Annotated in this window: 24 protein-coding genes; 9 read left to right on the top strand and 15 right to left on the bottom strand. The window is 40.0% G+C overall.

The genetic code is table 11. From position 1 onward, the window contains the following. Window positions 1-73 precede the first annotated feature (73 nt). Genes EAX61_RS01385 through EAX61_RS01375 form a run of 3 tightly spaced genes read right to left on the bottom strand, consistent with a single transcriptional unit; the run spans window position 74 to window position 4,244 of the window. The gene (locus EAX61_RS01385; RefSeq protein WP_121915855.1) at window positions 74-964 is read right to left on the bottom strand and encodes a DUF4249 family protein; all 891 of its coding nucleotides are present in this window, start codon (window positions 962-964) and stop codon (window positions 74-76) included. A gap of 20 nt (window positions 965-984) precedes the next feature. After that, complete coding sequence (locus EAX61_RS01380; RefSeq protein ID WP_121915854.1) at window positions 985-1,863, bottom strand: DUF4249 family protein; 879 nt, start codon at window positions 1,861-1,863, stop codon at window positions 985-987. Next, window positions 1,863-4,244: a TonB-dependent receptor gene (locus EAX61_RS01375; RefSeq protein WP_121915853.1), complete on the bottom strand. Its 2,382-nt coding sequence runs from the start codon at window positions 4,242-4,244 to the stop codon at window positions 1,863-1,865. The genes EAX61_RS01380 and EAX61_RS01375 overlap by 1 nt, the downstream gene beginning before the upstream one ends. A 148-nt stretch (window positions 4,245-4,392) precedes the next feature. Here EAX61_RS01375 and EAX61_RS01370 point away from each other — a divergent pair, with 148 nt between their 5' ends. Then, a complete protein-coding gene (locus tag EAX61_RS01370; RefSeq protein WP_347337917.1) occupies window positions 4,393-6,000 on the top strand; it encodes an NAD(P)H-hydrate dehydratase in 1,608 nt (535 codons plus the stop codon). A gap of 160 nt (window positions 6,001-6,160) precedes the next feature. Here EAX61_RS01370 and EAX61_RS01365 read toward each other — a convergent pair whose 3' ends face one another. From EAX61_RS01365 to EAX61_RS01325, 9 genes are all read right to left on the bottom strand, one after another. Next, window positions 6,161-6,721 carry a type 1 periplasmic binding fold superfamily protein gene (locus EAX61_RS01365; RefSeq protein ID WP_121915994.1) on the bottom strand — a complete coding sequence of 187 codons (561 nt, stop codon included), beginning with the start codon at window positions 6,719-6,721 and terminating at the stop codon, window positions 6,161-6,163. Window positions 6,722-6,876: 155 nt separating this feature from the next. Beyond that, window positions 6,877-9,273, bottom strand: a complete 2,397-nt coding sequence (locus tag EAX61_RS01360) for a TonB-dependent receptor (protein ID WP_121915851.1) — start codon at window positions 9,271-9,273, stop codon at window positions 6,877-6,879. A gap of 30 nt (window positions 9,274-9,303) precedes the next feature. Beyond that, window positions 9,304-9,642, bottom strand: coding sequence for a hypothetical protein (locus EAX61_RS01355; RefSeq protein ID WP_121915850.1), 339 nt, complete (start codon window positions 9,640-9,642; stop codon window positions 9,304-9,306). Further along, window positions 9,639-10,163, bottom strand: coding sequence for a DUF6787 family protein (locus tag EAX61_RS01350; protein WP_121915849.1), 525 nt, complete (start codon window positions 10,161-10,163; stop codon window positions 9,639-9,641). The genes EAX61_RS01355 and EAX61_RS01350 overlap by 4 nt, the downstream gene beginning before the upstream one ends. An 18-nt stretch (window positions 10,164-10,181) precedes the next feature. Continuing rightward, window positions 10,182-10,589, bottom strand: coding sequence for a DUF6146 family protein (locus tag EAX61_RS01345; RefSeq protein WP_121915848.1), 408 nt, complete (start codon window positions 10,587-10,589; stop codon window positions 10,182-10,184). Window positions 10,590-10,799: 210 nt separating this feature from the next. Beyond that, a complete protein-coding gene (locus EAX61_RS01340; protein WP_121915847.1) occupies window positions 10,800-11,435 on the bottom strand; it encodes a DUF937 domain-containing protein in 636 nt (211 codons plus the stop codon). Window positions 11,436-11,561: 126 nt separating this feature from the next. Beyond that, window positions 11,562-12,515 carry a D-2-hydroxyacid dehydrogenase gene (locus EAX61_RS01335; protein ID WP_121915846.1) on the bottom strand — a complete coding sequence of 318 codons (954 nt, stop codon included), beginning with the start codon at window positions 12,513-12,515 and terminating at the stop codon, window positions 11,562-11,564. Between the two features lie 179 nt (window positions 12,516-12,694). Beyond that, window positions 12,695-13,759 (bottom strand): 3-phosphoserine/phosphohydroxythreonine transaminase, encoded by a 1,065-nt coding sequence (serC, locus tag EAX61_RS01330; RefSeq protein WP_121915845.1) that lies wholly within the window; start codon window positions 13,757-13,759, stop codon window positions 12,695-12,697. 75 nt (window positions 13,760-13,834) lie between these two features. After that, a complete protein-coding gene (locus tag EAX61_RS01325; RefSeq protein WP_121915844.1) occupies window positions 13,835-14,953 on the bottom strand; it encodes an acyl-CoA reductase in 1,119 nt (372 codons plus the stop codon). Between the two features lie 62 nt (window positions 14,954-15,015). Here EAX61_RS01325 and EAX61_RS01320 point away from each other — a divergent pair, with 62 nt between their 5' ends. The 6 genes from EAX61_RS01320 to EAX61_RS01295 all read left to right on the top strand — a co-directional run bounded on the left by EAX61_RS01320 (window position 15,016) and on the right by EAX61_RS01295 (window position 20,592). Next, window positions 15,016-15,369 (top strand): 4Fe-4S dicluster domain-containing protein, encoded by a 354-nt coding sequence (locus EAX61_RS01320; RefSeq protein ID WP_121915843.1) that lies wholly within the window; start codon window positions 15,016-15,018, stop codon window positions 15,367-15,369. Between the two features lie 206 nt (window positions 15,370-15,575). Then, a complete protein-coding gene (gene lon / locus EAX61_RS01315) occupies window positions 15,576-18,026 on the top strand; it encodes an endopeptidase La (RefSeq protein WP_121915993.1) in 2,451 nt (816 codons plus the stop codon). A gap of 119 nt (window positions 18,027-18,145) precedes the next feature. Beyond that, window positions 18,146-19,162 (top strand): type IX secretion system protein PorQ, encoded by a 1,017-nt coding sequence (gene porQ / locus EAX61_RS01310; RefSeq protein WP_121915842.1) that lies wholly within the window; start codon window positions 18,146-18,148, stop codon window positions 19,160-19,162. 212 nt (window positions 19,163-19,374) lie between these two features. Beyond that, window positions 19,375-19,677 carry a type II toxin-antitoxin system RelE/ParE family toxin gene (locus EAX61_RS01305; protein WP_121915841.1) on the top strand — a complete coding sequence of 101 codons (303 nt, stop codon included), beginning with the start codon at window positions 19,375-19,377 and terminating at the stop codon, window positions 19,675-19,677. Between the two features lies 1 nt (window position 19,678). Further along, window positions 19,679-19,963 carry an addiction module antidote protein gene (locus tag EAX61_RS01300; RefSeq protein ID WP_054560626.1) on the top strand — a complete coding sequence of 95 codons (285 nt, stop codon included), beginning with the start codon at window positions 19,679-19,681 and terminating at the stop codon, window positions 19,961-19,963. A gap of 95 nt (window positions 19,964-20,058) precedes the next feature. Next, window positions 20,059-20,592, top strand: coding sequence for a hypothetical protein (locus EAX61_RS01295; RefSeq protein WP_121915840.1), 534 nt, complete (start codon window positions 20,059-20,061; stop codon window positions 20,590-20,592). Window positions 20,593-20,627: 35 nt separating this feature from the next. On the opposite strand, the gene EAX61_RS01290 is transcribed toward EAX61_RS01295, so the two are convergent. Together EAX61_RS01290 and EAX61_RS01285 are read right to left on the bottom strand one after the other, a co-directional pair. After that, entirely contained in the window at window positions 20,628-21,290 is a 663-nt protein-coding gene (locus EAX61_RS01290) for a transglutaminase domain-containing protein (RefSeq protein WP_121915839.1), read from the bottom strand. 10 nt (window positions 21,291-21,300) lie between these two features. Further along, window positions 21,301-21,711, bottom strand: coding sequence for a carboxypeptidase-like regulatory domain-containing protein (locus EAX61_RS01285; protein ID WP_121915838.1), 411 nt, complete (start codon window positions 21,709-21,711; stop codon window positions 21,301-21,303). Between the two features lie 326 nt (window positions 21,712-22,037). Here EAX61_RS01285 and EAX61_RS01280 point away from each other — a divergent pair, with 326 nt between their 5' ends. Then, window positions 22,038-24,374 (top strand): ATP-dependent helicase, encoded by a 2,337-nt coding sequence (locus EAX61_RS01280; RefSeq protein WP_121915837.1) that lies wholly within the window; start codon window positions 22,038-22,040, stop codon window positions 24,372-24,374. Here the strand turns inward: EAX61_RS01280 and EAX61_RS01275 are convergent. Further along, the gene (locus tag EAX61_RS01275; protein ID WP_121915836.1) at window positions 24,364-25,311 is read right to left on the bottom strand and encodes an alpha/beta hydrolase; all 948 of its coding nucleotides are present in this window, start codon (window positions 25,309-25,311) and stop codon (window positions 24,364-24,366) included. The genes EAX61_RS01280 and EAX61_RS01275 overlap by 11 nt on opposite strands. Before the next feature lie 103 nt (window positions 25,312-25,414). Here EAX61_RS01275 and EAX61_RS01270 point away from each other — a divergent pair, with 103 nt between their 5' ends. Next, the gene (locus tag EAX61_RS01270; RefSeq protein ID WP_121915835.1) at window positions 25,415-25,630 is read left to right on the top strand and encodes a hypervirulence associated TUDOR domain-containing protein; all 216 of its coding nucleotides are present in this window, start codon (window positions 25,415-25,417) and stop codon (window positions 25,628-25,630) included. Window positions 25,631-25,664 lie beyond the last annotated feature (34 nt).

Genomic DNA, 25,664 nt, shown 5'->3' with positions numbered 1-25,664 from the left:
AAGTAAAGCAGGTAAGAATCAAAAAGTCTGCCGAGCTGGTCTAGAGGTCCGCTTTCGCGAAAGCGGAAAAAGTCTATAAATCCTCAATCACGATACGTTCTGTAAAAACCTGTGAAACCGAAAAATAGCCCAGAATAAATGCATCTGGTCGATTTAGGTTATCAAACTGGTCGATATTGTCGATGTCCGTTACATTAAGAAAGTTGCCTCTTACGGTAGCAGTAGGGGTCTGGAAAGGACCATTGTCACCTTGCTGGCTCTGCTCGATAATACCGTTCATATAGTCAAAAAACTGCTCTGTGGCACCCAGAATACTAATGGTAATCTCATCACCTGGTTCTATATTCTGGTCATAAAAATAAGAGAACTGAAACTCTTGCCCTTCTATAAATTGATCTTCAGAGGTTATAAATTCTCCAAAATCAAGATCAAAAACATAAAAGTCTTGCCGCTGGGGAAAATCGGTAAAGGTTACTGCAACTTCTGTCTGGTCATCGCCAAAAAGCATTCCGTCACCCTGGGTTAGATCGTCTATCGCTACCGAAGGAGCAAAATTTGTGCGGGCCAGATAAGACCGTCCTTCATAGTCTACTTGCATAATAAACTCGGCATCAGGATCAGAAAGAAAACTTGTAACTATCATATTATCTGCAACTGGAGAGACAGTAGTGGGAAAGGGACGATACATTCCAGGTTCTCCAGGCACAGGTTCATAAGGTACAAATGCTCCTGAGGATTCATTAAGAATAATAAGACTCTCGACTTCTGCAGGTTGTATCTCGTCAAAAAATGAGGAGCTCAACGATATTTTTATGTTAGCAGGGGTTAGGGATTGTGTAGTATCTACACGTATGAGCGCATCTACAATTAAGCGAGGAGCCTCTGCCTCCAGATCGACTTCTACAACATCCTCACAGGAAAATAATAAAGGAATGCAGATTAAAAGATATATTAGTTTTTTCATAGTATTTTCTTAATATTCAATTATTGAATAATGAGTGTTTTTGTGTGTTCTTGAACGACGGCAAAATATCCTAAAACAAATTCCTGAGGTCTTCCCACATTATTAAAAAGGTCAATGTTATCAATATCCTCTACTTTGAGAATATTACCGCGTACGGTGCTCACAGGGGTTTGAAATAATGTGTTTTCTCCCATCTCACTTTGTTCTATAAGCTTTAGATAGTAGTTGTAAAAAACCTCATCTACTCCCCAAAGATTTATCTCTATCTCGTCTCCAGTATTCAAGTCCTGCGATGAGAAATAAGAAAAGGAGTAGGATTGGCCATTAAAAAATTCGTCTTCTAGTGCCACAAACTCACCATTTCCATAGCTTATTACGTAATAATTCTTCTCGTCTTCAGGATCATCAAAACTTATAATAATTTCTGTTTCATCTTCGTCAAATAAGACTTCTGTGCCCTGAGTGACAGAAGTAATCTCAGGTGCTTTAACATAACTAGCAAAAGCCAGATAAAGTTCATCCAGATAAAAGAAAGTTAGTACCAAGAGGTCATCTGGATTAAATTCCCCTGTAATTAACAGGAAATCGTCTATAGGCATTCCATCTGAACCGGGTATATAGTCTCCTGGTCTTTCTGGATCTTGTACATAAAATCCGGGTAGGCCACCTTGAGTATCGTTTAAGAGTTGTGCATCTCCTAATGTTTCTGGCTCTATAGTCCCAAAAAAAGAACCCGTTGTTGATACTCTTATTCTATTTTCTCGGGGTATATCATTATTATATCTAAGAACGCCCTCAAAAATAAGTTTAGATTCTTCAGTAGGTAAATCTACGTCTACCACATCCTCACAACTTGTAAGGAGCACTCCAAAAATCAATATGTAGGTTATCCTACGCATTAAAATTTAAAATTATAAGTCACAGAAGGAATGATACCAAAAATCGATGTGCGGACCGCCTCATTTCTGAAGGTTTGATCATTCTGGCGGAAATTTATAGAAGCAGCATTTCTGCGGTTATAGACATTGTATACGCTAAATACCCACTCAGATTGCCATTTGCGACCTCTGTTTGCCTTAGGCGTGAGCGTTGCGCTTAGGTCAAGCCTATGATAATCCGGAAGTCGTTGTTTGTTTCTCGGTCCGTATGTCGGGATAACAATACCCTGAAATTCAAACTGACCCACCGGGAAGTTTGTAGGTTGCCCCGTTTGAAATAATAAATTGCTGCCAAAACGCCATTGGTCATTTAGTTCATAATTTAGATTCATCGAGATGTCGTGGGTCTTGTCGTACGGTGTGTTGTACCACTCTCCACGGTTGATTCCTATCTCGTTTTCATTTCTTCCTGGAGTACGCTGCTCAGATTTAGAAAGCGTGTATGATAAAAATCCAGTAAATTTCCCTTCATTCTTACGCAGGAAAAATTCTAGACCGTAAGCCCGAGCTTCTCCTTGAAGGATTACTTGCTCTATCGCATCGTTTGCAATGAGTTGCGCGCCGTCTATGTAGTCTATACGACCATCTATATCTTTGTAAAATGCTTCGGTTTCTATGGTGTATTCGCTTTCGCGAAAGCGGAAATTCTTAAAGAATCCTACAGCATATTGGTCTAATACTTGAGGAGCGGCAAATTGTCCAGAAGGTGTCCACACATCTAGTGGCGTAGGCGAACTCGTATTTGAAAGCAAGTGTAAATACTGAACAAGCCTAGTATAACTAGCCTTCACCGAAGTATCATCATTAAAGGCATAACTCGCCGAAAGTCTAGGCTCAAAACTATTAAACGTTGCCAGTTTATCACTTCGGGAGAATGAAGTATCTACGTTTGTAGGTTCAGCGCTTTGGTAAATCAGTAGGAAAGGGTCAAAGGTCACGGGCTGATCATTGCGATACACATTTACTTCGTCCTGACCTAGTCTGGTAAAATTGCTCCAACGCAGGCCGTATTCCATACTGAGGTTTTCTGTGAGTTTATGCTCTACATCTACATAAGCCGCAAACTCGTTAGCATACTTGCGTGTCAGTTGTTCTTCTACAATTCCAGAATCAGGGCCATCTGGTTCTATTTTACCCGGATTAAAGGTGTAATAGAGATTATTAATTCCCGTATATACTTTTACTGCATCATTAAGGTAATATGTAAAATCATACTTAAGGTTAATATTAGAGATGCCACTATTCCAATTAAATCCAACAAAATCTAAGCCTAGCCCATAATAATAATCGCTATAAATCAGGGATGCGTTAGAAAATAGTTTGTCAGAAAACAGATGATTCCACCTAAGATTTAAAACTGCATTACCATAAATATTCTCAAAACTATCTTCTATACTAAATAGGTCGCGACCAAAATACCCTGAGAGATACAGGTTGTTATTTTCATTGAGTTTATAGTTTAGCTTTGTGTTCAGGTCATAAAAATACGCCTTACTGTCTATGTCAAAAAGGGGCAAAAACAAGTGTGCATAAGAGGCACGACCACCTATGAGGAATGCACCTACATCTTTCTTTATTGGACCTTCCACTAGCAGCCTACTTGCAACAGCTCCTATGCCGCCGTTTACTTTAAGTTTTTTACTATTTCCTTCTTTTTGATAAATATCCAGAACAGAGGAAACTCTGCCCCCATAACGGGCCGGAATACCACCTTTATATAACTTAAGGTCTTTAATAGCATCAGGATTAAAAACAGAGAAAAACCCAAAAAGGTGTGAAGAATTAAATATCGTAGCCTCGTCTAGTAAGATTAAATTCTGGTCTGCAGCACCACCACGTACGTTAAATCCAGAAGCTCCCTCGCCAGCACTTGTGACTCCAGGGAGTAATAGAATTGCCTTAATTACATCTGCCTCACCCAGAACAACAGGAATCCTTTTTATAGACTCTGCAGAGAGCGCATTTACACTCATTTGCGGTTTGCGTATGCTCACTTTTTCCACCTTTTCTTCGAGCACAATTTCATCTAGGGACTCGCTGGATGGTTTCATTGCAAAATTACGACGTATACTGGAGTCCAGAACAATGGTTTCTAATCGGTCCTCATACCCGAGGTAGCTCAGACGTAATTGATACGTGCCTGCAGGTAATGTAATAGAGTAAAAGCCGTAAGAGTTTGTTGCAACACCATTAGAAATTTCAGGGAAGAGTAAGTTTACCCCTATGAGCGTTTCGTTACTTTCTACATCAGTAACGGTTCCGCTTAAAGTGAACTTTTCCTGAGCTAAGGCATTCATCGTGAATAGCGCAAAAAAAAGCCCTACAAAAATGTTTTTTGTCATTCCATTTGAATTTTAGTAAAGCTACACGTAAAAAAATAAATAGAAACCTGCCATTGTTATTTGGGGTGTTAAAATTTATGCACACTCGTTTTCGAGTGGATATTCGTCTTTTACGATAAATGATGTTATTTTTAGAGAATATATTACAATGAGAATAGGTATGCTTTCGCGAAAGCGGAATTACCGCTACTCAAAACTTGAAAATTACTTAATACCCAATATGAAAATATACAGCCCAAAACAAATCTATGAAGCAGATAAGGCAACCATAGCAAAAGAAGGTATCCCTTCCTATAACCTCATGGAACGCGCCGGTGGATACATATACGAGTGGATGCACAAACGCTTGCAGGGGCAGCAGGTTCCCATAAAAGTTTTTTGTGGAATAGGCAACAATGGTGGCGACGGTCTCGTGGTGGCGCGCTTATTGCTTAAAAATGGCTATAATGTAGACGCTTATATTGTTAACTGTAGTGACAAGCGTTCTCCAGATTTCTTAAAAGCTTACGACGAGCTCAAAAGTGCTTCTAAAAAATGGCCAGAACTCATAAAAAAAGAAGAAGACTTTCCAGCAATCACTCCCAATGATATTGTCGTAGATGCTATTTTCGGTATAGGGCTCAATCGATGTCCAGAAGATTGGGTAAAAAAGCTATTTGTAAAGATTAATGATTCTAAGGCATACGTACTCTCTATAGACATGCCATCTGGTATGTATGCAGATAGAGGCTTGCAGAAGGATGATGTAATTATACACTCGGCTTTTGTGTTGAGTTTTCAATCTCCCAAACTAGCTTTTTTTCTTCCAGAAACTGGAAAATACATTACGATGTGGGATGTGCTCGACATAGGTCTAGATCCAGAATTTCTTGCAAATACAGAAACAGATACCGTTCTCATAGATAAACCAGACATACAGCGTATATATCGCCAGCGCCCTCAATTTACTCATAAGGGTATGTACGGACATAGTTTGATTATAGGTGGTAGCTATGGCAAAATGGGGGCGATTATTCTTGCTGCAAAAGCTGCTTTGCGTGCAGGAAGTGGTCTCGTTACGGCGTATGTACCTCAAATAGGCGTTCCCATACTACAAACGGCAATTCCCGAGGTAATGGTGGAGACAGATAACTTTAACGGGAAGGTTTTTGAAGAAATAGATTTCCAAACCGAAGCAAATGCTATAGCCATAGGCCCAGGAATGGGAACGGATGAAAAAACTGTAGATGCGATGAGTGCATTTCTTAAGGCTCAAAAAGCACCTATCGTTATAGATGCAGATGCTTTAAACATTCTAGCAAAGCGACCCTCATTAATGGAGCAGGTACCTGATCTTTCTATTTTAACTCCTCACCCTGGAGAATTAGAACGATTAATTGGGAAGTGGGATGACGATTTTGATAAACTAGAGAAAACAGCAAAGTTTGCAAAAAAACACAACATTATAATTGTAATAAAAGGCGCACATACCATCACAGTCTATGATTATAAGTTACACATAAATACTACAGGAAATCCTGGGTTATCTACTGCTGGGACAGGAGATGTGCTCACGGGCGTGATTACAGGATTGTTAGCACAAGGATATCATCCTATGGAAGCGGCGTTAATGGGAGTATACCATCACGGCCTTGCTGCAGATATAGCTATTAATCAATATGCTGTAGAGGGACTTATAGCTAGTGATGTTACAGCCTTTTTAGGCCGTGCGTATATGGATTTATTTGCAAAACCAGAGCACGAACAACAGCAGTAACCCTAAAGATTTAATAGTACATTCAAAATCTGTGGGGTCACTATAACCTGACAGGTTAATTCTTTTATTAATGATTAGCATTTAGCTTAATCCCTGACAAATAAGCAACAAAAAAGAGGCTCATTGTCGAGCCTCTTTTTACAAATTTTTACGGAGATAATTACTCAATAGTTACATCAGTAAATACAGCTTGTACATCTGTCTCTCCACCAGCACCTGCCAGCGTACCGTCGTTGGGCTTAGAAGGCTCGTGACGTAATACAACCGTAAATGTTCCAGTACTAGCATCGCCAGTTGCAACAGTAATATCTAGTCCTAATGGATTTCCATCCTCATCGGTATCATTGTATGTAGTCGTAACATTTAAGCCATCTGACGCTAAATAAAACACCTGGTGCTCGTCTGCCTCATCTTCTACTTCTGTAGTAATATCTTCGGCAGGACTTTCTGTCTCGTTTAAGAAAACAATATCTCCGCTATATGAAGTATTTGCTGCAAGGCTACCAGAAACTGTAAGTACAGGCGGGTTAGGTCCTTCACCGTCGCTATCTACAGCAAGCAATGTAACTACGCTTCCGCTGTCAGGTGTTAGTGTAAGACGCACCGTAGTGATTACCTCTTCTTCGTTAATTACTTCTGGAGTCCCGTCATCATCATCCCCACAAGAGATTGTAAAAATAGCAAGTGTTCCTAGTAGTAAAAGATTTTTTAGATTTTTCATAATTGTTTGTTTTAAAAATTTGTGCGGTATGTTTTTAACCGCGTGTGTTAGTATTGTTTTAAAAATGTACATTCTTTTATTCCTATGTACGTTGTATGTTGATTCTTACGCTTTTTTATAAATACGTTTTTAGTGTATTTCAAAAGCAAAACATCCTAATAATTAATTTTAATTTGCAACAGCACGTTACGACCTAAATCATCGGCAAAATAGCGCTGGCGGTTTAGATATTCTCGATAAGAGGTATTAAACATATTGTTTACCATAAGTCCGAGATTGAGATTGCTTTTGTTCCCTAATGCAAAATCAATATCTCCCCTAAAGTTTATCAAATGATAAGCATCTGGAGGTGTGCTTACATCTACTACCACTTGGTCATCTGTTGCCGGAAGGGTTATCTCAAAGTTGTTATCTGGAAATTCATTCTGTCTAAAGACGTAATTGCTTTCTAGCATAAACCTTAAATTGCTAACCTCCGGCAGGCTATAAGTAATCGAGTTACGCGTATTTGTTGCTGGCATATTGATAAGCGCATCATCTAGCGTGAGATCTTGACCCTTAACTAATGAGAACTGGTTTTTTAAGGTTAGATTTTCGCGTAAGCGTACTTCATTATCGATGTCAAACCCTAATAATCTTGCCTCAGTCTGTCTATACTCCCATACTTGGAAATTACCACGTATGGTCTGTCGTAGGTCTGTAGGTTCGATCAGGATAAAATCATTAATAAAGCTTGCAAACGGTGCTATCGCAAATTGCCAATTTTCCTCAGTTCTCGTAAAATTGAGTGAAAACTTATGTGCCACCTCTTGATTAAAACTCAAATCTCCCAGCTCGATACGCGCAGCACTCTGGTGCAACCCGTCAGAAAAAAGCTCAGAAACATTTGGCGCCCGAGATGCTAGCGCATAATTTGCCGAAAGAGAATAATCACCATCAAAATCATACCCCACACCAGCCGTCGCCGAAAAATTACTGTACGAGAATTCTGGTCTTGTAAATATTTGATTGCCTATTTCCTCAACCTCAAATTCGGGAAAGCTCTGGTCAAAACTCCGTTCTTCCCATACAGATGTTAAGTAGAACTTTTCGGCGTTTATCTGATTGTAGTCAAATCGCGCTCCACCTTCAAAAGTCCACTGATTTAGTTGCTTAGACCCTAGCGCATATACACCAAAATCAAAAGCCTCATAATCTGGTATAAGCCTGCGCACTCCAGTGATAGGATCTGGAAAATGTTCTCTATATCGCCCCAAAACTCCAAATTTTGCAGTAACCGTATTATCTGCCGTGTAATCAAAATCTGCTGTTGCGGTAAATGTTTCCAGTTGCAAGTCTATAGAAGGGCGCGTGTCTTCACTATCCCGACGTATGTCAAATTCGAGCCTATTGTTGCGCTGGTAATCTACCTGCGCGGTTAGTTTTCCCAAATTCTCAAAACGATATAATCCATTTAACTTAGCAATTTGATGTCGTACATCCTGCCTCGGCTGGTTGATCTCATACGTAAAATCATTTACCACAAACGGCTCATCGCTATTTATAGCAACCACCAGATCTTCTGCACCACCTAGGTGGGAAGAACGTAATATTCCCGATTCTTTGTCAAAAATCGAATAACTCCCTTCTATCCCAAAACGATATCTATTTACACCTACACGCAACGCTACATCTTTCTCTGACATAGCGGTATTCGAAAGGATATAATCAGGAGTTTCAAAATCGCCAAAACGTTTGTAGGTTCCATTCACACCACCATACCATCCATTGTTAAAGGATTTTGTAAGCGATGAGGTAATGGAGCCACCTCGACCATTTGAAGCGCCAGTAACAATCGTCCGACCATATAAAGTATCTTTTACAGGAATCGTTTCGGGCTCAATGACAATAGTACCACCTATTGCGTCTCCACCGTATTGTAGTCCCGCCGCACCTTTAATGACAGTAACTTCTCCAGCAGCATTTACATCTATATTAGGAGCGTGCTCTGCTCCCCATTCTTGGTCTTGTAATCTTGTGCCATCAGTAATTAGTACCACGCGACTACTATGCAACCCTTGAATTACTGGTTTTACGACAGTATTTCCAGTATTTAATGAGGAAACACCGCTTAGCTGGCGCAGCGCATCTCCTAAAGAGGCGGCGCTGCTCGATTCTAGAATTTGATGATCTACTATGGTCTCTGTTCCTGTTTTACTCTTGAGCTCGTGAGCGTGTCCCGTTACTTGCACATCTCCTAGAGATTCCAAATGGTGCTCCATATTAATATTACGTGTCGTATTACCGCGTACAGTAACTCTAACCGCCTGTGTTTCGCAAGCAGGATGGGAAACTTGTAATGTATATGTTGCTTCACATAGGCCTGTGATAATATATTTTCCATCTGTATCTGTAGTCACAGCCTCTTCAGATCCAGCTACGATTATTGTAGCCTGATTTAGGGTAGACTGGTCGTGCAGATCAATAACATATCCAGATAAAGTGTATGTGCAATTTTGGGTAAATCCCAATGTGCTCCAGAGCAAAGCCCCGAGCAAAAAGTAAAATTTCATTTAAAGTATTTTTGTTAAAACTGAAGTTTTTCAAGTCTTAACAAGCGGTGGGCCTCTGTCTGCAAGGATTTTTGTATCAAGCGATACAATAGCGTAGGAATAAAAAAATGCGTTTTCAGAAGGAATGGTGAGTATTGTTTTTTCCGCTTTCGCGAAAGCGTACATCCCTATTTTTACAAGCTGTATATCTCCTATAGAACAATCTAGATCATTCTCATGCACGTGCGTGTCTGAAGCGACCTTACACGTATCAAAATGCTCGTGCCCCTCGAGGCTATGCGCAAAACTTACCCCAAGCGGAATAAGGAAAGTCAGTATAAGAATAGCTGCTTTCCATTTCTGGAGGATATGTTTTGTGTTATTTCTCACGACTGTTTTGAAAATAAAAAACCAAGTCCCATGCGGGAAACCATTTTTATAGCAAAAGATTTAAAAAAATCATATTGCCCAAAAATCCAGCCGAAAATAACTAAAAGCACCTGGTATATCGGGAAGATTAACAGAATTCTAACAGGCCAGTATATCCATCCGCTAGTGAGATCTCTGGACATTCCTATTAATTCCATAAGCGGATCAGAAAGTTTTCCAGAAGTGGACCCTGTTATTGCAAAAACTAAGAACATTGCAATAAGTTCCCAGCGGTAGGTCACTCCCCATCGTTTATAAAGTTTTGTAAATAACCAAAGGGTAATTCTAATAATCATTATCGAAACGATGATTGTTCCTATAATTAGAGCTACAAGGTGGCTCGTTGTTTCTGGAGTAACCCATTTTTTTACAATTCCCTTTGAGATAAGGTAACCACAAAAGAAAGTGGCAACGAATCCCAAAAATGGGTATATAAGTTGCCAGTTTCTTGTTATTTCCCAGCGCCTTTTAAAGTTTTTCATAGCGCTGCAAAAATACTATTATCGTAATTTCTGGTTGTATTGTTTTTGGAAAAATTCAAACCAGTTAAAAAGCAAGTAATTTACCTCATAACCATAATCTACAAAGTTGTTATAGTTTATTTGTTGAATGTAAATGTTTGGATTATACCTTGATGGCTCAAGTACACGGTTATTGTATGTTGTTACCATTATTTTATTACGGATTTCTAGATAATCCTGGCCATAAAATCCACGTGGAGGTTGTGTTGCTAGCCAGGCGTTAAAACCTGGCTCGATAATAATAATTTCATATTCCAGACTGTCGTTTGCAATACGGATAGTATCTGATGTAGAAGCGCTACTATTATTAACGTCCTTCGTATTAGAAGTTGAAGCACATCCTATTATAAGAAGTGCTAGAATTAGAGTGTAGAGTAAGTTTTTCATCATATTAAAGTTATAAGGTTTCTTATGAAAGTTCACCCATTTAAGCAAGAATTAACGCTTATTTGACTTCCCTTTTTTGTTATACACAATGATAGTGTATGTCTCCGCCTTTAAAAACCTACATTGAGTGATTGTGCTATTTGAGTGAGGGAAATAAAAAAAAGCGGCTTTTCGATAAAGAAAAGCCGCTTTACAATTAATAAATCCGTCTTATTTTCCAAAAAGTCCACCTAGCAATCCGCCTAGTCCTCCTTGTTTTTTATTGCTTCCTAGCACCATTCCCGCAACATCATCCAGAATGCTTCCATCACCGTCTGCATCTAGAAGTGATGAAATAAGGCTTTGATTTTCTTGTGGTTGTCCCCCTAGCATACTTCCTAAAAGTGCGTTCATTCCAGTACCATCACTTACATTATTCTGCTGGGTTTGTTTACCTAAAACACCCATAAGTACAGGGGCTGCTATCTTAAGTATCTGAGCCACAGAACCCGCATCTATTCCCGTCTTACTACTCAAAGCATTTTCAACCTGAGGTTGCTTTCCTCCTAGAAGGTGTCCTAAGATTCCGGCACCATCATTTATCGTATCATCGTCTGGACCACCGTTACCCATTAAATCTCCTAAAGAATCTAGAATTCCTCCATTATGTTTTCCAGAAAGAGCACCCATAAGACCAGCAGCACCTTCTGGTGTTTGTACGTTTTTCTTCATTGCCCCCATAAGAACAGGAAGCGCCATACTTAAGAGCCCAGCTGTTTTGTCCTCTGGTTGTCCTGTCTTGGCACTTGCTCCACTAATTAAAGATTTCCCTATTGGGCTATTTAAAAGGTCTAATAATCCTGACATCGTATTGTTTTTTAGTTAATTAAGATTAACAATTTACGAATTATTAATAAGTGATACAGTACCGGTATAAAAAAATCCGCTGCGGGAGCGGATTTTGTTTTTTATCGATTTAAAAACAGTCTTTATCTAGTTTTTAAGTAAACTTATTATTTGGTCTGCAAGTTCTGTTCCTATTCTATCTTGCGCTTCGCCTGTTGCAGCACCTATGTGCGGTGTAAGGGAAACTTTAGGATTCATGAGTACTTTAATTGCTGGTTTAGGCTCGTCTTCAAAAGTATCTAATCCGGCAAACGAAAGTTTGTTGCTGTCTAGCGCATCAATGAGTGCAACTTCATCTATAACACCACCGCGAGCAGCATTAATGATCGCAGCGCCATCTTTCATCATTTCGATCTCCTTCTTTCCGATCACATATTCCTTTTGAGCAGGAACGTGTAGTGTGATAAAGTCTGCGTGTTTTAGTACTTCGTTTACAGGTTCTGTCTTAATATCTACATTGATAAATTGCCCGTTGTAAAAATCTACTTTAATTGTTGCTTCGCCTACAAACTTGTCACTTGCAATTACTTTCATCCCGCAACCTAGAGCAATTTTTGCTACCTCACGACCTATGCGTCCAAAACCAATAATTCCTAAAGTCTTGCCGCGAAGTTCTGTACCCTTTGCATACGCTTTTTTAAGGTCTTTAAACTTTGTGTCGCCGTCTAATGGCATCTGACGGTTTGAATCATACAAGAAACGAACTCCGTTAAATAAGTGAGCAAACACAAGCTCTGCCACCGAAGCAGATGATGCGGCGGGTGTATTAATTACGTGCAGTCCTTTATCACGCGCATATTGCACGTCGATGTTGTCCATTCCTACACCACCACGACCTATAATTTTTATAGACGGACAAGCGTCGATAAGATCTTTGCGTACCGTTGTCGCGCTACGTACCAAGATGACATCGATTTTGTGTTCGTTTATGTGGTTTATCAGTTGTTCTTGAGCCACATTTGTAGTGCTTACTTCAAAGCCTGCAGCTTCAAGGGATTCAACTCCTGTTTGTGATATTCCGTCGTTTGCTAGTACTTTCATATTTAGTGACCGCTTTGCGGCTATTTTGTCATATCCGTAAAGGCGGATATCTCAGCTGGCATCTATGATTGACACCGATTAAACATTTTATTTCATTGGTTACGCTTTCGCGAAAGCGTAAAAAAAACTATTGAACTAAACTTCCAATCTTGTTTTCTTACTTTCTATTTTTTAATTTATTAGGCCTTGCGCTCCAACTCACTCATCACATCTACAAGCGCACCTACACTGTCCATCGTCATTGCGTTATACATAGATGCTCTGTAACCACCTACACTACGGTGACCGTTAAGACCGTTTATTCCAGCTTCTTTCCACATCGCGTCAAAGGTTTCTTTCAAGTCACCATCTGTAAGATTGAACGTCGCGTTCATCGTCGAGCGGTCGTCTGTTGCCGTAAAGCCTTTAAATAATGGGTTGAGGTCTATCTCACTATATAATAAGGTAGCCTTGCGACCATTTATTTCTTCAATTGTAGATATTCCTCCTTTTTCCTTTAACCAGCGCATTGTGAGCATAGAAACGTACACCGCATATACTGGAGGGGTATTGAACATACTTCCTTTCCCGATGTGTGTCTGGTAATCAAGCATAGATGGAATCTTGCGTGTCACTTTTCCTAAAATATCTTCACGCACTACTACTAACGTTGCCCCAGCAGGTCCCATATTTTTTTGTGCCCCAGCGTAAATTAAGTCAAACTTTGAAAAATCAAGCTCACGAGAAAAAATATCACTACTCATATCGCACACTAGCGGACAATCTACCGTAGGAAAATCTTTAATCTGCGTTCCAAAAATCGTGTTGTTGCTCGTCACGTGGAAGTAATCCATTCCTTCTGGAATGTGATATCCTTTAGGGATGTAATTATAGTTTGCGTCTTTGCTGGAAGCAACTTCTGTCACATCGCCAAAGAGTTTTGCCTCCTTTATCGCTTTGTCACTCCAAGTTCCCGTATTCAGGTAGGCCGCTTTTTTTTCTAACAAATTGTAAGCGGTCATTAGGAATTGCATACTTGCGCCTCCTTGTAAAAAGAGCGCTTTGTAACCTTTTCCTTCAAGACCAAGAAGCTCCAACGCCAGATTGCGCGCTTCATCCATCACATCTACAAAATCCTTGCTTCTGTGAGATATTTCAAGAATGGAAAGTCCAGAATCGTTAAAATCGAGTATGGCCTGCGATGCCTCTTGAAAAACTTCTTGAGGTAAAATACAGGGTCCTGCGCTAAAGTTGTGCTTCTTCATTTTGTGAGTTTTTAAACTTTTGCAAAGATGCCCAAAACCATATAAAAAGCCGTTAAGAATGTGATAATTTATAGGTCAAATTGTTGTCAAAAATTCAATAGTATCCACACCATCAGCATAGTCGTGCAATTCTGGCTGTTGGGTTTTCCCAAAGGGAATGGTGGTGATATCGCTTTCCCTAAAATGTGAACTCACCACACATTGAATCTTCTCATTATCTGCACTAAGTTTTTCGGCCAAGGCCTCTGGGGCGCTGTATTTCTCGTAGAATAAAGTGGCAATGGGCGAGCCGTAGCTTTCATCTTCTTTAAGCATTAAGAACCCGTTTTCTAATAGGTCAAAAAGGCTCATTAAATAAACCGCCTTATTGTAGTCGTAATTATTTGCATACTTCGCTTTGTCCATCATCGTATGCCACGGGTACATCGCTTTAAAGAATGCGTCAAAGTCGTAATCTTCTGGAACATATAATTTTGAAACATTGCGACATCCCAGACCAAAATATCTGAAAACATCCTCACCTAAAGCTTCGAGCTCTTCCTGCGTTTCCTTTCCAGTCAGAACTGCGACAGAGTTGCGGTTCTTGCGTATGATATTCGGTTTTTTACCGAAATAGTATTCAAAGTAACGTGCGGTATTGTCGCTTCCAGTGGCGATAACAGCATCGTGTTCGGGTAATTTTTCTTCGGTAAATGCGATGCGACCTTTAAATGCTGGCTCGACGTATTCTAGGTATTTGGCAAGAAAGGGGAGGAGGTGTTTATCGTTTGAGGATTGTTTTCCTACGAAGTTGTGTCCCGTAATAAGAACGCTTAGGAAATCGTGAAAACCCACTAGCGGAATATTCCCTGCCATAATTACGGCAACAGTTTTTTGAGAATCTGCTTTTTCTGCTGCGTCTGAGTCCGCTTTCGCGAAATTTGTGCTGAGCGTAGTCAAAGTAGCGTAACCTTTCAGCCATTTATTTAATTTAGCCTCAGTAAGGGATTGCGACCAACCTTCAATGGCGTATAGAATATTCTCCTCTGTAAACCAATTGTTATGCTCCCCAGCAAGTTTCATCTGATGCCTAAATCCATCAAAGAAGAGGTCATTGTGCGGAATATTCTTTTTTTGAGCAATTTCTTTACGGGAAAACTGGCTCAAGAAAGTTCCTAGTGCGTCAAAAGCGTTAATTCTTTGTTGAAGGTTCATAGTATTTTGGCAAATCGCCGTGTAGGCATTATTTTTGCGCAAAGTTACCCAAAAAGAAAGCTATGGCAATTATCATAACAGACGAATGTATTAACTGTGGCGCGTGCGAGCCCGAATGTCCAAACACGGCGATATACGAGGGTGCAGACGACTGGCGCTATGCAGATGGTACGGATTTAGAGGGTAATGTAGTGTTGCCCAACGGTAAGGAAGTAAATGCAAATGAGGCACAAGAACCCATAAGTGATGAGATTTACTATATCATTCCGGATAAATGTACGGAGTGCAAAGGTTTTCACGATGAGCCACAATGTGCTGCTGTATGTCCAGTAGATTGCTGTGTGCCAGATGATGAGCACGTAGAGACTGAAGAGGAGTTGCTAGGCAAGCAGGCATTTATGCATAAGGATGCTTAGGTAATTTAAAATCCAATCATCTTAAAACCATCTTTGAGGTGGTTTTTTTATACCCCTCACCGACTGGCACAAGAATTGTCTTAAGAGAGTAGCGAATAACTTGCAATCTAGTTAACCGATTGTATTTCAGTTATTTTAATAAGACACTAACAGTTCAAAATACACAGGTACATTATTTTTGTACGACATTGTGGCATACATATATTATGGCTAAACCAAAATTTACTACCCTTGACAGTTTGTCATTGCAAGATATAGACAGCGAGGCAGAGCTTATTCCGCTTATGACGCCGGAAGATGAGGATGCGATTAATCGCGAAGAGTTACCTCCTAGTCTACCCATTCTTCCCTTAAGGAACACCGTTTTATTTCCTGGAGTTGTGATTCCAATTTCGGCAGGAAGGGATACTTCTATCGCGCTTATCAATGAAGCAAATAAAGGAGGAAAGGTGATCGGTGTTGTGGCTCAAAAGGATGAAGAAGTAGAAAATCCTTCTGCAGATGATATTCATCGCGTAGGAGTTGTGGCCCGTATTCTACGTGTTTTAAAAATGCCTGATGGCAATGTAACGGTGATTATACAGGGTAAGAAACGTTTTCGCGTAAGCGAAGTACTTACTGAGAAACCGTATATGACGGCGACTATTACTGAGTTCAACGAGACAAAGCCAGATCTGGCAAATACAGAATTTAAGGCTGTTGTGGACTCTATTAAGGAACTTGCGTTAAGTATAATTCAGGATTCTCCTAGTATTCCATCTGAGGCTTCTTTTGCCATTAAAAATATTGAGAGTAATTCTTTTCTAGTCAACTTTGTGAGTTCAAATATGAACCTTACGGTTACTGAGAAACAAGAACTTTTAGAAATAGAAGACCTCCAGAAACGGGCGATGGAAACGCTTAAGTTTATGGATATGGAGCGTCAGAAGTTGGAGCTTAAAAACGATATACAAAGCAAGGTTCAGAATGATATGAGCCAGCAACAGCGTGAGTATTTCTTGCACCAGCAAATGAAGACCATCCAAGAAGAATTGGGCGGTGTCTCGGCAGATGATGAGTTGGAAGAGATGCGTGCCCGTTCCAAAAAGATGAAGTGGAACGAGAAAGTTGCAAAGCATTTTAAGAAAGAACTTTCTAAAATGCAACGTATGAATCCGCAAGTGGCGGAGTATAGCATACAACGTAATTACCTTGATTTGTTTCTGGATCTTCCGTGGAATAAATTCAGTAAGGATAAATTTGATCTAAAACGAGCAAAGCGCATTTTAGACCGTGATCATTACGGTCTAGATGATGTGAAGCGTCGCATTATAGAATACCTCGCAGTATTGAAGCTGCGTAATGATATGAAATCTCCCATTCTATGTCTTTACGGACCTCCAGGAGTAGGTAAAACCTCTTTAGGAAAATCTGTTGCCGAAGCATTGGGAAGAGAATATATTCGTATGAGTCTAGGTGGACTACGCGATGAAGCAGAGATACGTGGACACCGTAAAACGTACATAGGAGCGATGCCAGGACGTATCCTTCAGAATTTGAGGAAGGCTGGAACGAGTAATCCAGTTTTTGTTCTAGATGAAATAGATAAGCTAAGTACGGGAAGTCAGGGAGATCCATCATCTGCATTACTTGAAGTGTTAGATCCAGAGCAGAACTCTGAGTTTCACGATAACTTCTTAGAGATGGGATTTGACTTATCTAAAGTAATGTTTATTGCGACTTCTAATAGTCTGAATACCATCCAGCCGGCATTGCGTGACCGTATGGAAATTATAAACGTTACGGGTTATACCATTGAAGAAAAGGTAGAGATAGGAAAACGTCATTTATTACCAAAGCAGCTAGAAGAGCACGGAATGAACGACAAGCAATTAAAAATTGCAAAGCCTCAACTCGAAAAAATCGTCGAAGGGTATACCAGAGAATCCGGAGTACGCGGTCTTGAAAAGCAAATTGCAAAGATGGTGCGCTACGGTGCAAAAAACCTTGCAATGGAAGAGGAATATAACGTCAAGGTCTCAAACGAAGATATTATCGAAGTGCTGGGTGTACCTAGAATGCAACGTGATAAATATGAAAATAATGATGTTGCAGGAGTTGTGACAGGTTTAGCTTGGACACGTGTTGGTGGTGATATCTTATTTATTGAATCTGCATTGTCTAAAGGTAAAGGAACACTTTCCATCACCGGAAACTTAGGAAAAGTGATGAAAGAGAGCGCAACTATTGCTATGGAATATATCAAGGCAAATGCGCAAGAACTCGGTCTAAGCTCGGAGATCTTTGAGAAATACAATGTACACATACACGTGCCAGAAGGGGCAACCCCTAAGGATGGTCCTAGTGCAGGAATTACAATGCTTACTTCGCTAGTTTCTCTATTTACCCAGCGCAAAGTGAAGAAGAGTATTGCGATGACAGGTGAGATTACACTTAGAGGCAAAGTGCTTCCTGTGGGTGGAATAAAAGAAAAAATTCTTGCGGCAAAACGTGCTCGGATTAAAGAGATATTATTGTGTGAGCAAAACCGCAGAGATATAGAAGAAATCAAGCAAGAATATCTTAAAGGTTTAACGTTCCATTATGTGAGTGATATGAGCCAAGTGCTGGAACTTGCCCTTACTAAGCAAAAGGTTAAGAATGCTAAAAAGCTTTAATACCAACTTTAAAGGTTAATTGTGAGGACGGGAAAAAACTCCCGTCCTTTATATTTTAAGCCACCATCAAAATATATTATACTTGTACACGTTTTTGACTTGAGTCCTTGTCCTACTAGATGCGCAAACTATTTGTTTTCTTCCTATTTATAAACTCAACAATCTGTCTGGCACAGTTAGGAGGGCGCGGTACGTATCAGTTTCTTAACTTGATGTCATCGCCACGACAGGCAGCAATGGGAGGTAAAATCCTCACAAACTACGATTACGACCCAGACTCTGCGCTCTATAATCCGGCTACAATTAATTACCGAATGGACAACCAGTTGTCCGTAAACTACGTAAATTATCTTGCAGATATTAATTATGGAACAGCCTCGTATGCTTATTTATATGATCGTCATACGCAAGTATTGCACGCGGGAGTAACGTACATTAATTACGGAACTTTTGTAGGTCGTGATGAAAACGGAGACTTTACAAATGACTTTAGTGGAGGAGAGACGGCTTTATCTTTTGGGTATGCAGTAAACATAGGGCGTTCTGATTTTCACGTAGGAGCAAACTTAAAGCTCATTTCCTCTAAGCTAGAACAGTATTCCTCTTTTGGAGGAGCACTAGATCTGGGCGTGATTTATAATTATGAGAAATGGGATCTCAATGCGGCACTTGTGGTACGTAATATAGGAACACAGTTTACACCTTATGTAGATACGATAGAAAAGTTACCGCTAGAAATAGATGCAGGAATCTCACAGATAGTTCCTAATGTTCCCATACGCTGGCACCTTACGTTTGAAAATTTACAACTCTGGAACATCGCCTTCGAAAACACCGCGCAATCTACCACAGACCTAGACGGTAACGTGACTAATAATGAGGTGAATATTTTTGACAATATCATACGCCACACGATTGTAGGTGTGGAGCTCTTTCCTGAGAGTGGTTTTAATCTTCGTCTGGGATACAATTTCCGTCGTAGCGAGGAACTCCGTATACTTAACCAGCGTAGTTTTGCTGGGCTTAGTGCCGGTTTTGGCATAAAGATTAATAAGATGCGTTTTAATTATGCCTACGCCCGCTACAATAGTGCAGCGTCCAGCAGTTTCTTTGGGATTGGGATAGACTTGCAGTAGGGTTTTTTGTACGCTTTTCATAAATACGTCTTCAGCGTATCGCGAAAGTAGATTCTCATTCCTTTCAATTACCTTTAGGGTATAATGACCTATAAATTTGGTGGTTATGTAACTAGTTGTGGTGCATATCAAACCAACCTTCTGGAAAATCCAAAATTTTATTACAAACACAAATATTTGATTATATTTGTATCTAAATGGATACATCTTAAATGGTTATCACAAAAAAAACATCTGAATTTGATAAGTGGATTAGAAAGCTCAAAGATATTCGGGCTAAATCTAAAATACTCTTTCGAATTCAGAAACTCGAAACTAGCGGGCATTTTGGAGATTGTAAACCTGTTGGAGACGGAATAAGCGAAATGCGAATTAATTATGCCAAAGGTTATCGAGTGTATTTTAAGGAGAAAGACAGCAAAATCGTAATTCTTTTAATTGGTGGAGATAAATCAAGCCAACAAAAGGACATCGACAAAGCGAAAGAAATCTGGAACAAAATAAAAAACGAATAAAATGGCAACTACTAAATTTGATATAGCAGATTATCTTGACAGCGAAGAAATGATTGCTGAATATCTTAATACAGTCCTTGAAGATGGAGATAGCTCTGATTTGATTGTGGCAATTGGCCACATCGCAAAGGCTATCGGAATGACCAAAATAGCTGAACAAACTGGAATGAGCAGACCGAGCCTCTACAAAGCATTATCGGATGGAGCAAAACCACAGTTCGGAACCATAATGAAAGTGCTGAAAGCAATTGGCGGACAGATAAACGTAAGACCAATTTCAGCCTAAAAAAACGACACCAAAACACTTTTTAACAATACATATCTTTCCTTCTGATCAGCCACTTTTTTATATTAAACGTTGTGTCTAATTTGAACCAATCAATGAAAAAAGGAATTTTAATAACAATAATTGGAATTGTAATTATCGGAATTGGATATTTCGGACTTCAAATGTTTGACCTTGCAAAAGGAGTAAAAGAAGATATCGGAAAAAATTTTAATCGTAATTTGATTCTGGTTTTACATGATTATGAAATTGACTTAACCGATTTAGATTCTGTGCGTGAAAACCTAAATGGATTTTGGATTCCTGAAAAAGACATTAATGGAAAAGAAATTTTGTGGTTGGATTTTCATAAAACAAAAAACTCTTCAACTTGGGAATTAATTCCTTATAATGAGGAAATTAAACGAAATGAATCAATTACAATGAATTCTAGCTCGACAATCGTTAGTTTGATAAAAGAAAATGGAGAAACACAAATGGAATTCGTCAGTTTAGTAGGTTTGGACACGACCGAAATAGAAAAATTATCTAAAACGAAATTTAAAATAGACGGAATTACATATTTGAGACATAAAGGTTATGATTTTTTAGAAACTTGGAATGTCCACGGATATGAATCTGAAAAATAATAACGTGCTACAACACGTTACATAACATATACACCCTACCACTCAACCCCCATCTCCCCAACCAGATGACTCTTCCCAAACTCCTCAACCTCCATTAAAAAATAGCGATCGTCATAATCGTAGACAAAAATTCCAGTTTCGTCCGTATACCCACTAGACCAGGTAGCATCGCACACGTACCATTTTCCATTTAGTTTTACGGTATTCCAAGAATGGTTGGGAGCATCTAGATTTTTAAATCTAGACTTGTTGGCTAGGCCATAGCCGTTTATGATGTTGCAGTCCAGACCCGATTGTTGTGCGAGCGTTTGTATGAGAAAGGCATAGCCGGTACAGAGCGTTTTCTTTTCGGCGCGGAGCTTGTTAAAAACCTCGCGTTTAAAGGTTTTGTTCCATTGGGCTAGACGTTCAGGGGTAGCTTTATATTTTTTTTGCCTGTACTCATTTTTATCAACCAGATTTGCATCATTCTCAATATTGTGGGTCACCCAGTAGTAAATTGCTCTAAATTTTTCTACCTCTGTATCTAGTTGGAACGTAAGATTATGCGCAAGAAGCGGTATATTATAAAGTGCTGCACCTTGATGCCGCTGCGCAATCTGGTCAGCTTGTGTGAAATCGATGTTTTTGAAATCACTTTGCTGGGCCGTGAGCGGGGGCATAAAGATGCAGCACATTACGAAAAGGATAACTCTCATTTATAGATGATTAGTTATTTGGCAGATCCGTTGCCTTGCCAGAAGGCGCTGTGCGTAAGGCCGCAGTAATTATTAACGGGATTTCTTCTAGAAATGGTTTAATAAACGTCGTGTCACCAGTTATGGTCACCTCGCGATCCTGATAACCCAGAGAGCTTACCGTGAGGACATCACCTTCTTTAAGCATTTGAGGAAAGGTAAAAGCACCCTTCTCATCCGTTGATGTTGCGATGTAAGCCCCCTTGAGACTTACCGTTGCGTAGGCGACATTCTCATAAGCACTACTTACGACACCCGTCACAGTACGTTCAGTTGTTTGGGCACTTGCCGTGTTTGAAATAAGCCCTAGACTCAGTACAAGGCAAAATGCTAACATTGTTTTTGCAACATTTTGTTGCATTGTGATAATCTGTGTTTTCATAATAGTTATGTTTTAGTTCACAATAAACTTAGGGCTTCCATCCACGTTCTTAAACTTATAATGAGCCATACGCACCTTTGGGTGAGTGAAGTGTTGCTTTGACTAAGCCTAAAATTTTTCCATTTTGGTTACTAATGAGGGTGCGCTATTTCTACTACGTTTAGTACGCAATTTGGACTATGCTTAGTAGGCTTTCGCGAAAGCGTAAACACTCAATTCCATATTCTTGTTCAGTTAATACTGAATCTGACTGTTGAAAAAAGCGGTTAAAAATACCGTTTTTGGCTTCTAAAATACCACTTCAAAACCGTAATTTACACCCTGGTATGGATTCAAAACTAGAAGTATATATTGAGGGGCTTAACGAGGCTCAAAGAGCGCCCACTTTACATAAAGATGGAGCCCTTATCGTCATTGCTGGCGCGGGTTCTGGAAAAACGAGGGTACTCACAATGCGCATTGCTTACCTGATGAGTCAGGGTGTAGATGCATTTAATATTCTTGCCCTAACCTTTACAAATAAGGCGGCGCGGGAGATGAAGAAACGTATCGCGGGTATCGTGGGAAGTAACGAGGCAAAAAACCTGTGGATGGGAACCTTTCATTCGATTTTTGCAAAAATATTACGTTTTGAAGCAGATAAGCTGGGTTTTCCTTCCAACTTTACGATATACGATACACAAGATTCGCAGCGGCTTATTTCTGCTATTATAAAAGAAATGCAGCTGGATAAAGATGTATACAAATACAAACAAATCCAGAATAGGATTTCTTCCTTTAAGAATAGCTTAATTACGGTAAAAGCGTATGCAAATAATCCAGAGTTGATGGAGGCAGATGCAATGGCAAAGCGTCCTCGCGTGGGCGAGATTTATGCCGAATATGTAGACCGTTGTTTTAAGGCAGGTGCAATGGATTTTGATGATCTGCTCCTGCGCACGAACGAGCTCTTAAATCGTTTTCCAGAGGTCCTGGCTAAATATCAAAATCGCTTCCAGTATATACTTGTAGATGAGTACCAGGATACCAACCACAGTCAGTATCTGATTGTAAAAGCGCTCTCTGACAGATTCCAGAATATATGCGTAGTAGGAGACGATTCCCAGAGTATTTATGCTTTTAGAGGGGCAAACATTAATAACATACTCAATTTCCAAAAGGATTATGATAATGTGGCGCTGTACCGTCTAGAACAAAATTATAGATCTTCTAAGAATATCGTAGAGGCGGCAAACTCAGTAATAGAAAAGAATAAAACACGTCTCGATAAAACGGTCTGGACAGATAATCCTGAAGGCGGCCAGATTATCGTACACCGTTCACCCACAGATGGGGAAGAAGGACGTTATGTGGCGAGCAGCATTTTTGAAAACCGAATGAACCACCAGATGATGAATGGAGATTTTGCCATTCTTTATCGTACAAACGCGCAATCCCGTGCGATGGAAGATGCCTTGCGCAAGCGGGATATTCCGTATCGTATTTATGGAGGACTTTCGTTTTATCAACGCAAGGAGATTAAAGATGTACTTGGGTATCTGAGATTGCTCATCAATCCAAAAGATGAAGAAGCCTTAAAACGTGTCATTAACTACCCAGCTCGTGGAATTGGAGGAACGACTATAGATAAACTAATTGTCGCGGCAAAGCATTACGACCGCTCTATTTTTGAAGTGATGCAAAAGATAGATCAGCTAGGAGCATCTATGAACATAAATCGTGGGACGCAAACTCGTATCAAGAATTTTGTCACGATGATCCAGAGCTTCCAGATTATGAATGAGGGAAGTGATGCCTTTGAGGTGGCAGAGCACGTCGCCAAAAAAACTGGACTTCTCCAAGAACTTAAAAAAGACGGCACTCCAGAAGGAGTAGCCCGCATTGAGAATATTGAAGAGCTCCTTAATGGTATGCGAGACTTTGTAGAAGAGCAAAAGCAACTTGCAGATACCACGGGCTCTCTCGCCGAATTTCTTGAAGATGTCGCCCTAGCAACCGATATGGATAACGATAAAGGTGATGAAGATAGGGTTGCCCTTATGACCATTCACCTAGCCAAAGGCTTAGAATTCCCATTTGTCTACATCGTAGGAATGGAGGAAGATCTTTTCCCAAGTGCAATGAGTATGAATACCCGTAGTGAGCTAGAGGAAGAGCGCCGTCTCTTCTACGTAGCACTCACCCGCGCGGAAAAGCAGGCCTATCTCACCTACACGGAATCCCGATATCGCTGGGGAAAACTGGTAGATGCAGAACCTAGCCGTTTTATTGAAGAAATAGATGACAAGTATCTGGATTACCAAACCCCGATGAACAGCTATCGCTATAAACCGCTAGTCGATGCAGATATCTTTGGCGATATAGATAAGAGTAAACTTAGACTCAAAAAACCCGTAAGTGGAACACCTCCTAAAGTAGGGACGCCCACACCGGATCAACTACGCAAGCTCCGTAAGATAAGACCCACATCAAGTGATGCCCCTATGCCAAGTCTTGCCGGACAACTGGAAGCGGGAACGATTGTGGAGCATATCCGTTTTGGAAAAGGAATAGTCGCTGGCCTTGAAGGAAAAGGTCAAGACCAAAAAGCCGAAATCAATTTTGAAAACGGGGGTCTCAAGAAGTTATTACTGCGCTTTGCAAAGCTTAAAATTATTGAATAGGAAGATACGTCCTAATGTACTGACTTAGTTTTATTGTAAGGTCTGCGTAACTCGCCTGACTCCAGTCGTCTCCGTGGCCACCATCATAAACTGTAAAAGAATGCTCAATGTCTGCATTGTTAAGCGCAGTGTCCAGTCGTTGCCCATTAGTCAGAGGAACGAGTGGATCTTCATTGCCGTAAAAAAGTAGTGTAGGACTACTCGTATTTGTGACTACTCGCGCGGGACTATTTACAACCGCGTAATTTGTTCCGTCGGGGTAGGCGCTTTGATCTACAAAGAACTGTAAAGCCAGCTCAAAATTGGGATCTTCTGCATAAAAAGGATCTGTAAAGTCAGAAGGTCCTACGATATTTGCCACAAATTTTATTTGATCATTTTCGTCATACGTGTAATCATACATCATAGACAAGTGCGCTCCAGCACTCGTTCCTATCATTCCAAATTCCGGGAGAATAGCCAGTTCGTCCTTTTCGGCGATGAGTTTGTTTATGGCTCTTTGTAAGTCATTATATTGGTTAGGAAACGCTGGAATATTAGGAATAACCGCTAGTGTGTAATTAAGGTTTACAATAGCGTGGTCTGGAAACGTTTCTTGTATTAAACTTACAAAACCTGCCATATCTGCCTTGTCGCCAGCTGTCCAGCCACCACCGTGCACGAGGAGTATCACCTTTGTTTTTGAAGCAGACCTTCCTTCTGGTAAATAGAGATCATATACCTGTTGGGCATTTGCTCCGTAAGAAACATCTTCCATAAATACAGCAGCTAGGTCTTCATCTGTCATTCCAGAATCATCTGTTGTTCCAGAGTCGTCACCGTCTCCCGAATCATCCGTAGTTTCAATTTCTGAAGCATCATCATTTGAAGAACTGCAAGAGGTAATGGAAACATTTAAAAGTAGGAGCAGGCATATAGGAATTATAAATAAGCGCATAGTAAAGTTTTTTATAGTAACGGAAAAAATGTAGTATTATGTTAATGATACGTTATTCAGGAACGTTTTAGTTCTTTATTTTTTTAATTTTAAAAGAAAAACGATGATCAAAGAAGGAACAAAAGTGCAATGGGAATGGGGAAATGGTACCGCAACCGGAAAAGTGAAATCTACTTTTACTAAAAAAGTAACCCGCACTATAGATGGTAATGAGGTAACCCGTAACGGGGAAGAAGGTAACAAAGCGCTGTATATAGAGCAAGAAGATGGCGGTAACGTCCTTAAACTTGAAAGTGAAGTATCTCGTGCAGACTTTTAAGGAGCCAAATTACCTTTAGTTGAATAAATGAAAT

The sequence above is a fragment of the Dokdonia sinensis genome (assembly GCF_003688895.1).
Classification (GTDB): Bacteria; Bacteroidota; Bacteroidia; order Flavobacteriales; family Flavobacteriaceae; genus Dokdonia; species Dokdonia sinensis.
This window is presented reverse-complemented; position numbering and strand designations above follow the sequence as displayed.

Excerpts from the sequence above, each read along its gene's own strand:
- EAX61_RS01385 (WP_121915855.1), bottom strand. The coding sequence starts at position 964 with ATGAAAAAACTAATATATCTTTTAATCTGCATTCCTTTATTATTTTCC.
- EAX61_RS01380 (WP_121915854.1), bottom strand. The coding sequence starts at position 1,863 with ATGCGTAGGATAACCTACATATTGATTTTTGGAGTGCTCCTTACAAGT.
- EAX61_RS01375 (WP_121915853.1), bottom strand. The coding sequence starts at position 4,244 with ATGACAAAAAACATTTTTGTAGGGCTTTTTTTTGCGCTATTCACGATG.
- EAX61_RS01370 (WP_347337917.1), top strand. The coding sequence starts at position 4,393 with ATGAGAATAGGTATGCTTTCGCGAAAGCGGAATTACCGCTACTCAAAA.
- EAX61_RS01365 (WP_121915994.1), bottom strand. The coding sequence starts at position 6,721 with ATGAAAAATCTAAAAAATCTTTTACTACTAGGAACACTTGCTATTTTT.
- EAX61_RS01360 (WP_121915851.1), bottom strand. The coding sequence starts at position 9,273 with ATGAAATTTTACTTTTTGCTCGGGGCTTTGCTCTGGAGCACATTGGGA.
- EAX61_RS01350 (WP_121915849.1), bottom strand. The coding sequence starts at position 10,163 with ATGAAAAACTTTAAAAGGCGCTGGGAAATAACAAGAAACTGGCAACTT.
- EAX61_RS01345 (WP_121915848.1), bottom strand. The coding sequence starts at position 10,589 with ATGAAAAACTTACTCTACACTCTAATTCTAGCACTTCTTATAATAGGA.
- EAX61_RS01340 (WP_121915847.1), bottom strand. The coding sequence starts at position 11,435 with ATGTCAGGATTATTAGACCTTTTAAATAGCCCAATAGGGAAATCTTTA.
- EAX61_RS01335 (WP_121915846.1), bottom strand. The coding sequence starts at position 12,515 with ATGAAAGTACTAGCAAACGACGGAATATCACAAACAGGAGTTGAATCC.
- serC (WP_121915845.1), bottom strand. The coding sequence starts at position 13,759 with ATGAAGAAGCACAACTTTAGCGCAGGACCCTGTATTTTACCTCAAGAA.
- EAX61_RS01325 (WP_121915844.1), bottom strand. The coding sequence starts at position 14,953 with ATGAACCTTCAACAAAGAATTAACGCTTTTGACGCACTAGGAACTTTC.
- EAX61_RS01320 (WP_121915843.1), top strand. The coding sequence starts at position 15,016 with ATGGCAATTATCATAACAGACGAATGTATTAACTGTGGCGCGTGCGAG.
- lon (WP_121915993.1), top strand. The coding sequence starts at position 15,576 with ATGGCTAAACCAAAATTTACTACCCTTGACAGTTTGTCATTGCAAGAT.
- porQ (WP_121915842.1), top strand. The coding sequence starts at position 18,146 with ATGCGCAAACTATTTGTTTTCTTCCTATTTATAAACTCAACAATCTGT.
- EAX61_RS01305 (WP_121915841.1), top strand. The coding sequence starts at position 19,375 with ATGGTTATCACAAAAAAAACATCTGAATTTGATAAGTGGATTAGAAAG.
- EAX61_RS01300 (WP_054560626.1), top strand. The coding sequence starts at position 19,679 with ATGGCAACTACTAAATTTGATATAGCAGATTATCTTGACAGCGAAGAA.
- EAX61_RS01295 (WP_121915840.1), top strand. The coding sequence starts at position 20,059 with ATGAAAAAAGGAATTTTAATAACAATAATTGGAATTGTAATTATCGGA.
- EAX61_RS01290 (WP_121915839.1), bottom strand. The coding sequence starts at position 21,290 with ATGAGAGTTATCCTTTTCGTAATGTGCTGCATCTTTATGCCCCCGCTC.
- EAX61_RS01285 (WP_121915838.1), bottom strand. The coding sequence starts at position 21,711 with ATGAAAACACAGATTATCACAATGCAACAAAATGTTGCAAAAACAATG.
- EAX61_RS01280 (WP_121915837.1), top strand. The coding sequence starts at position 22,038 with ATGGATTCAAAACTAGAAGTATATATTGAGGGGCTTAACGAGGCTCAA.
- EAX61_RS01275 (WP_121915836.1), bottom strand. The coding sequence starts at position 25,311 with ATGCGCTTATTTATAATTCCTATATGCCTGCTCCTACTTTTAAATGTT.
- EAX61_RS01270 (WP_121915835.1), top strand. The coding sequence starts at position 25,415 with ATGATCAAAGAAGGAACAAAAGTGCAATGGGAATGGGGAAATGGTACC.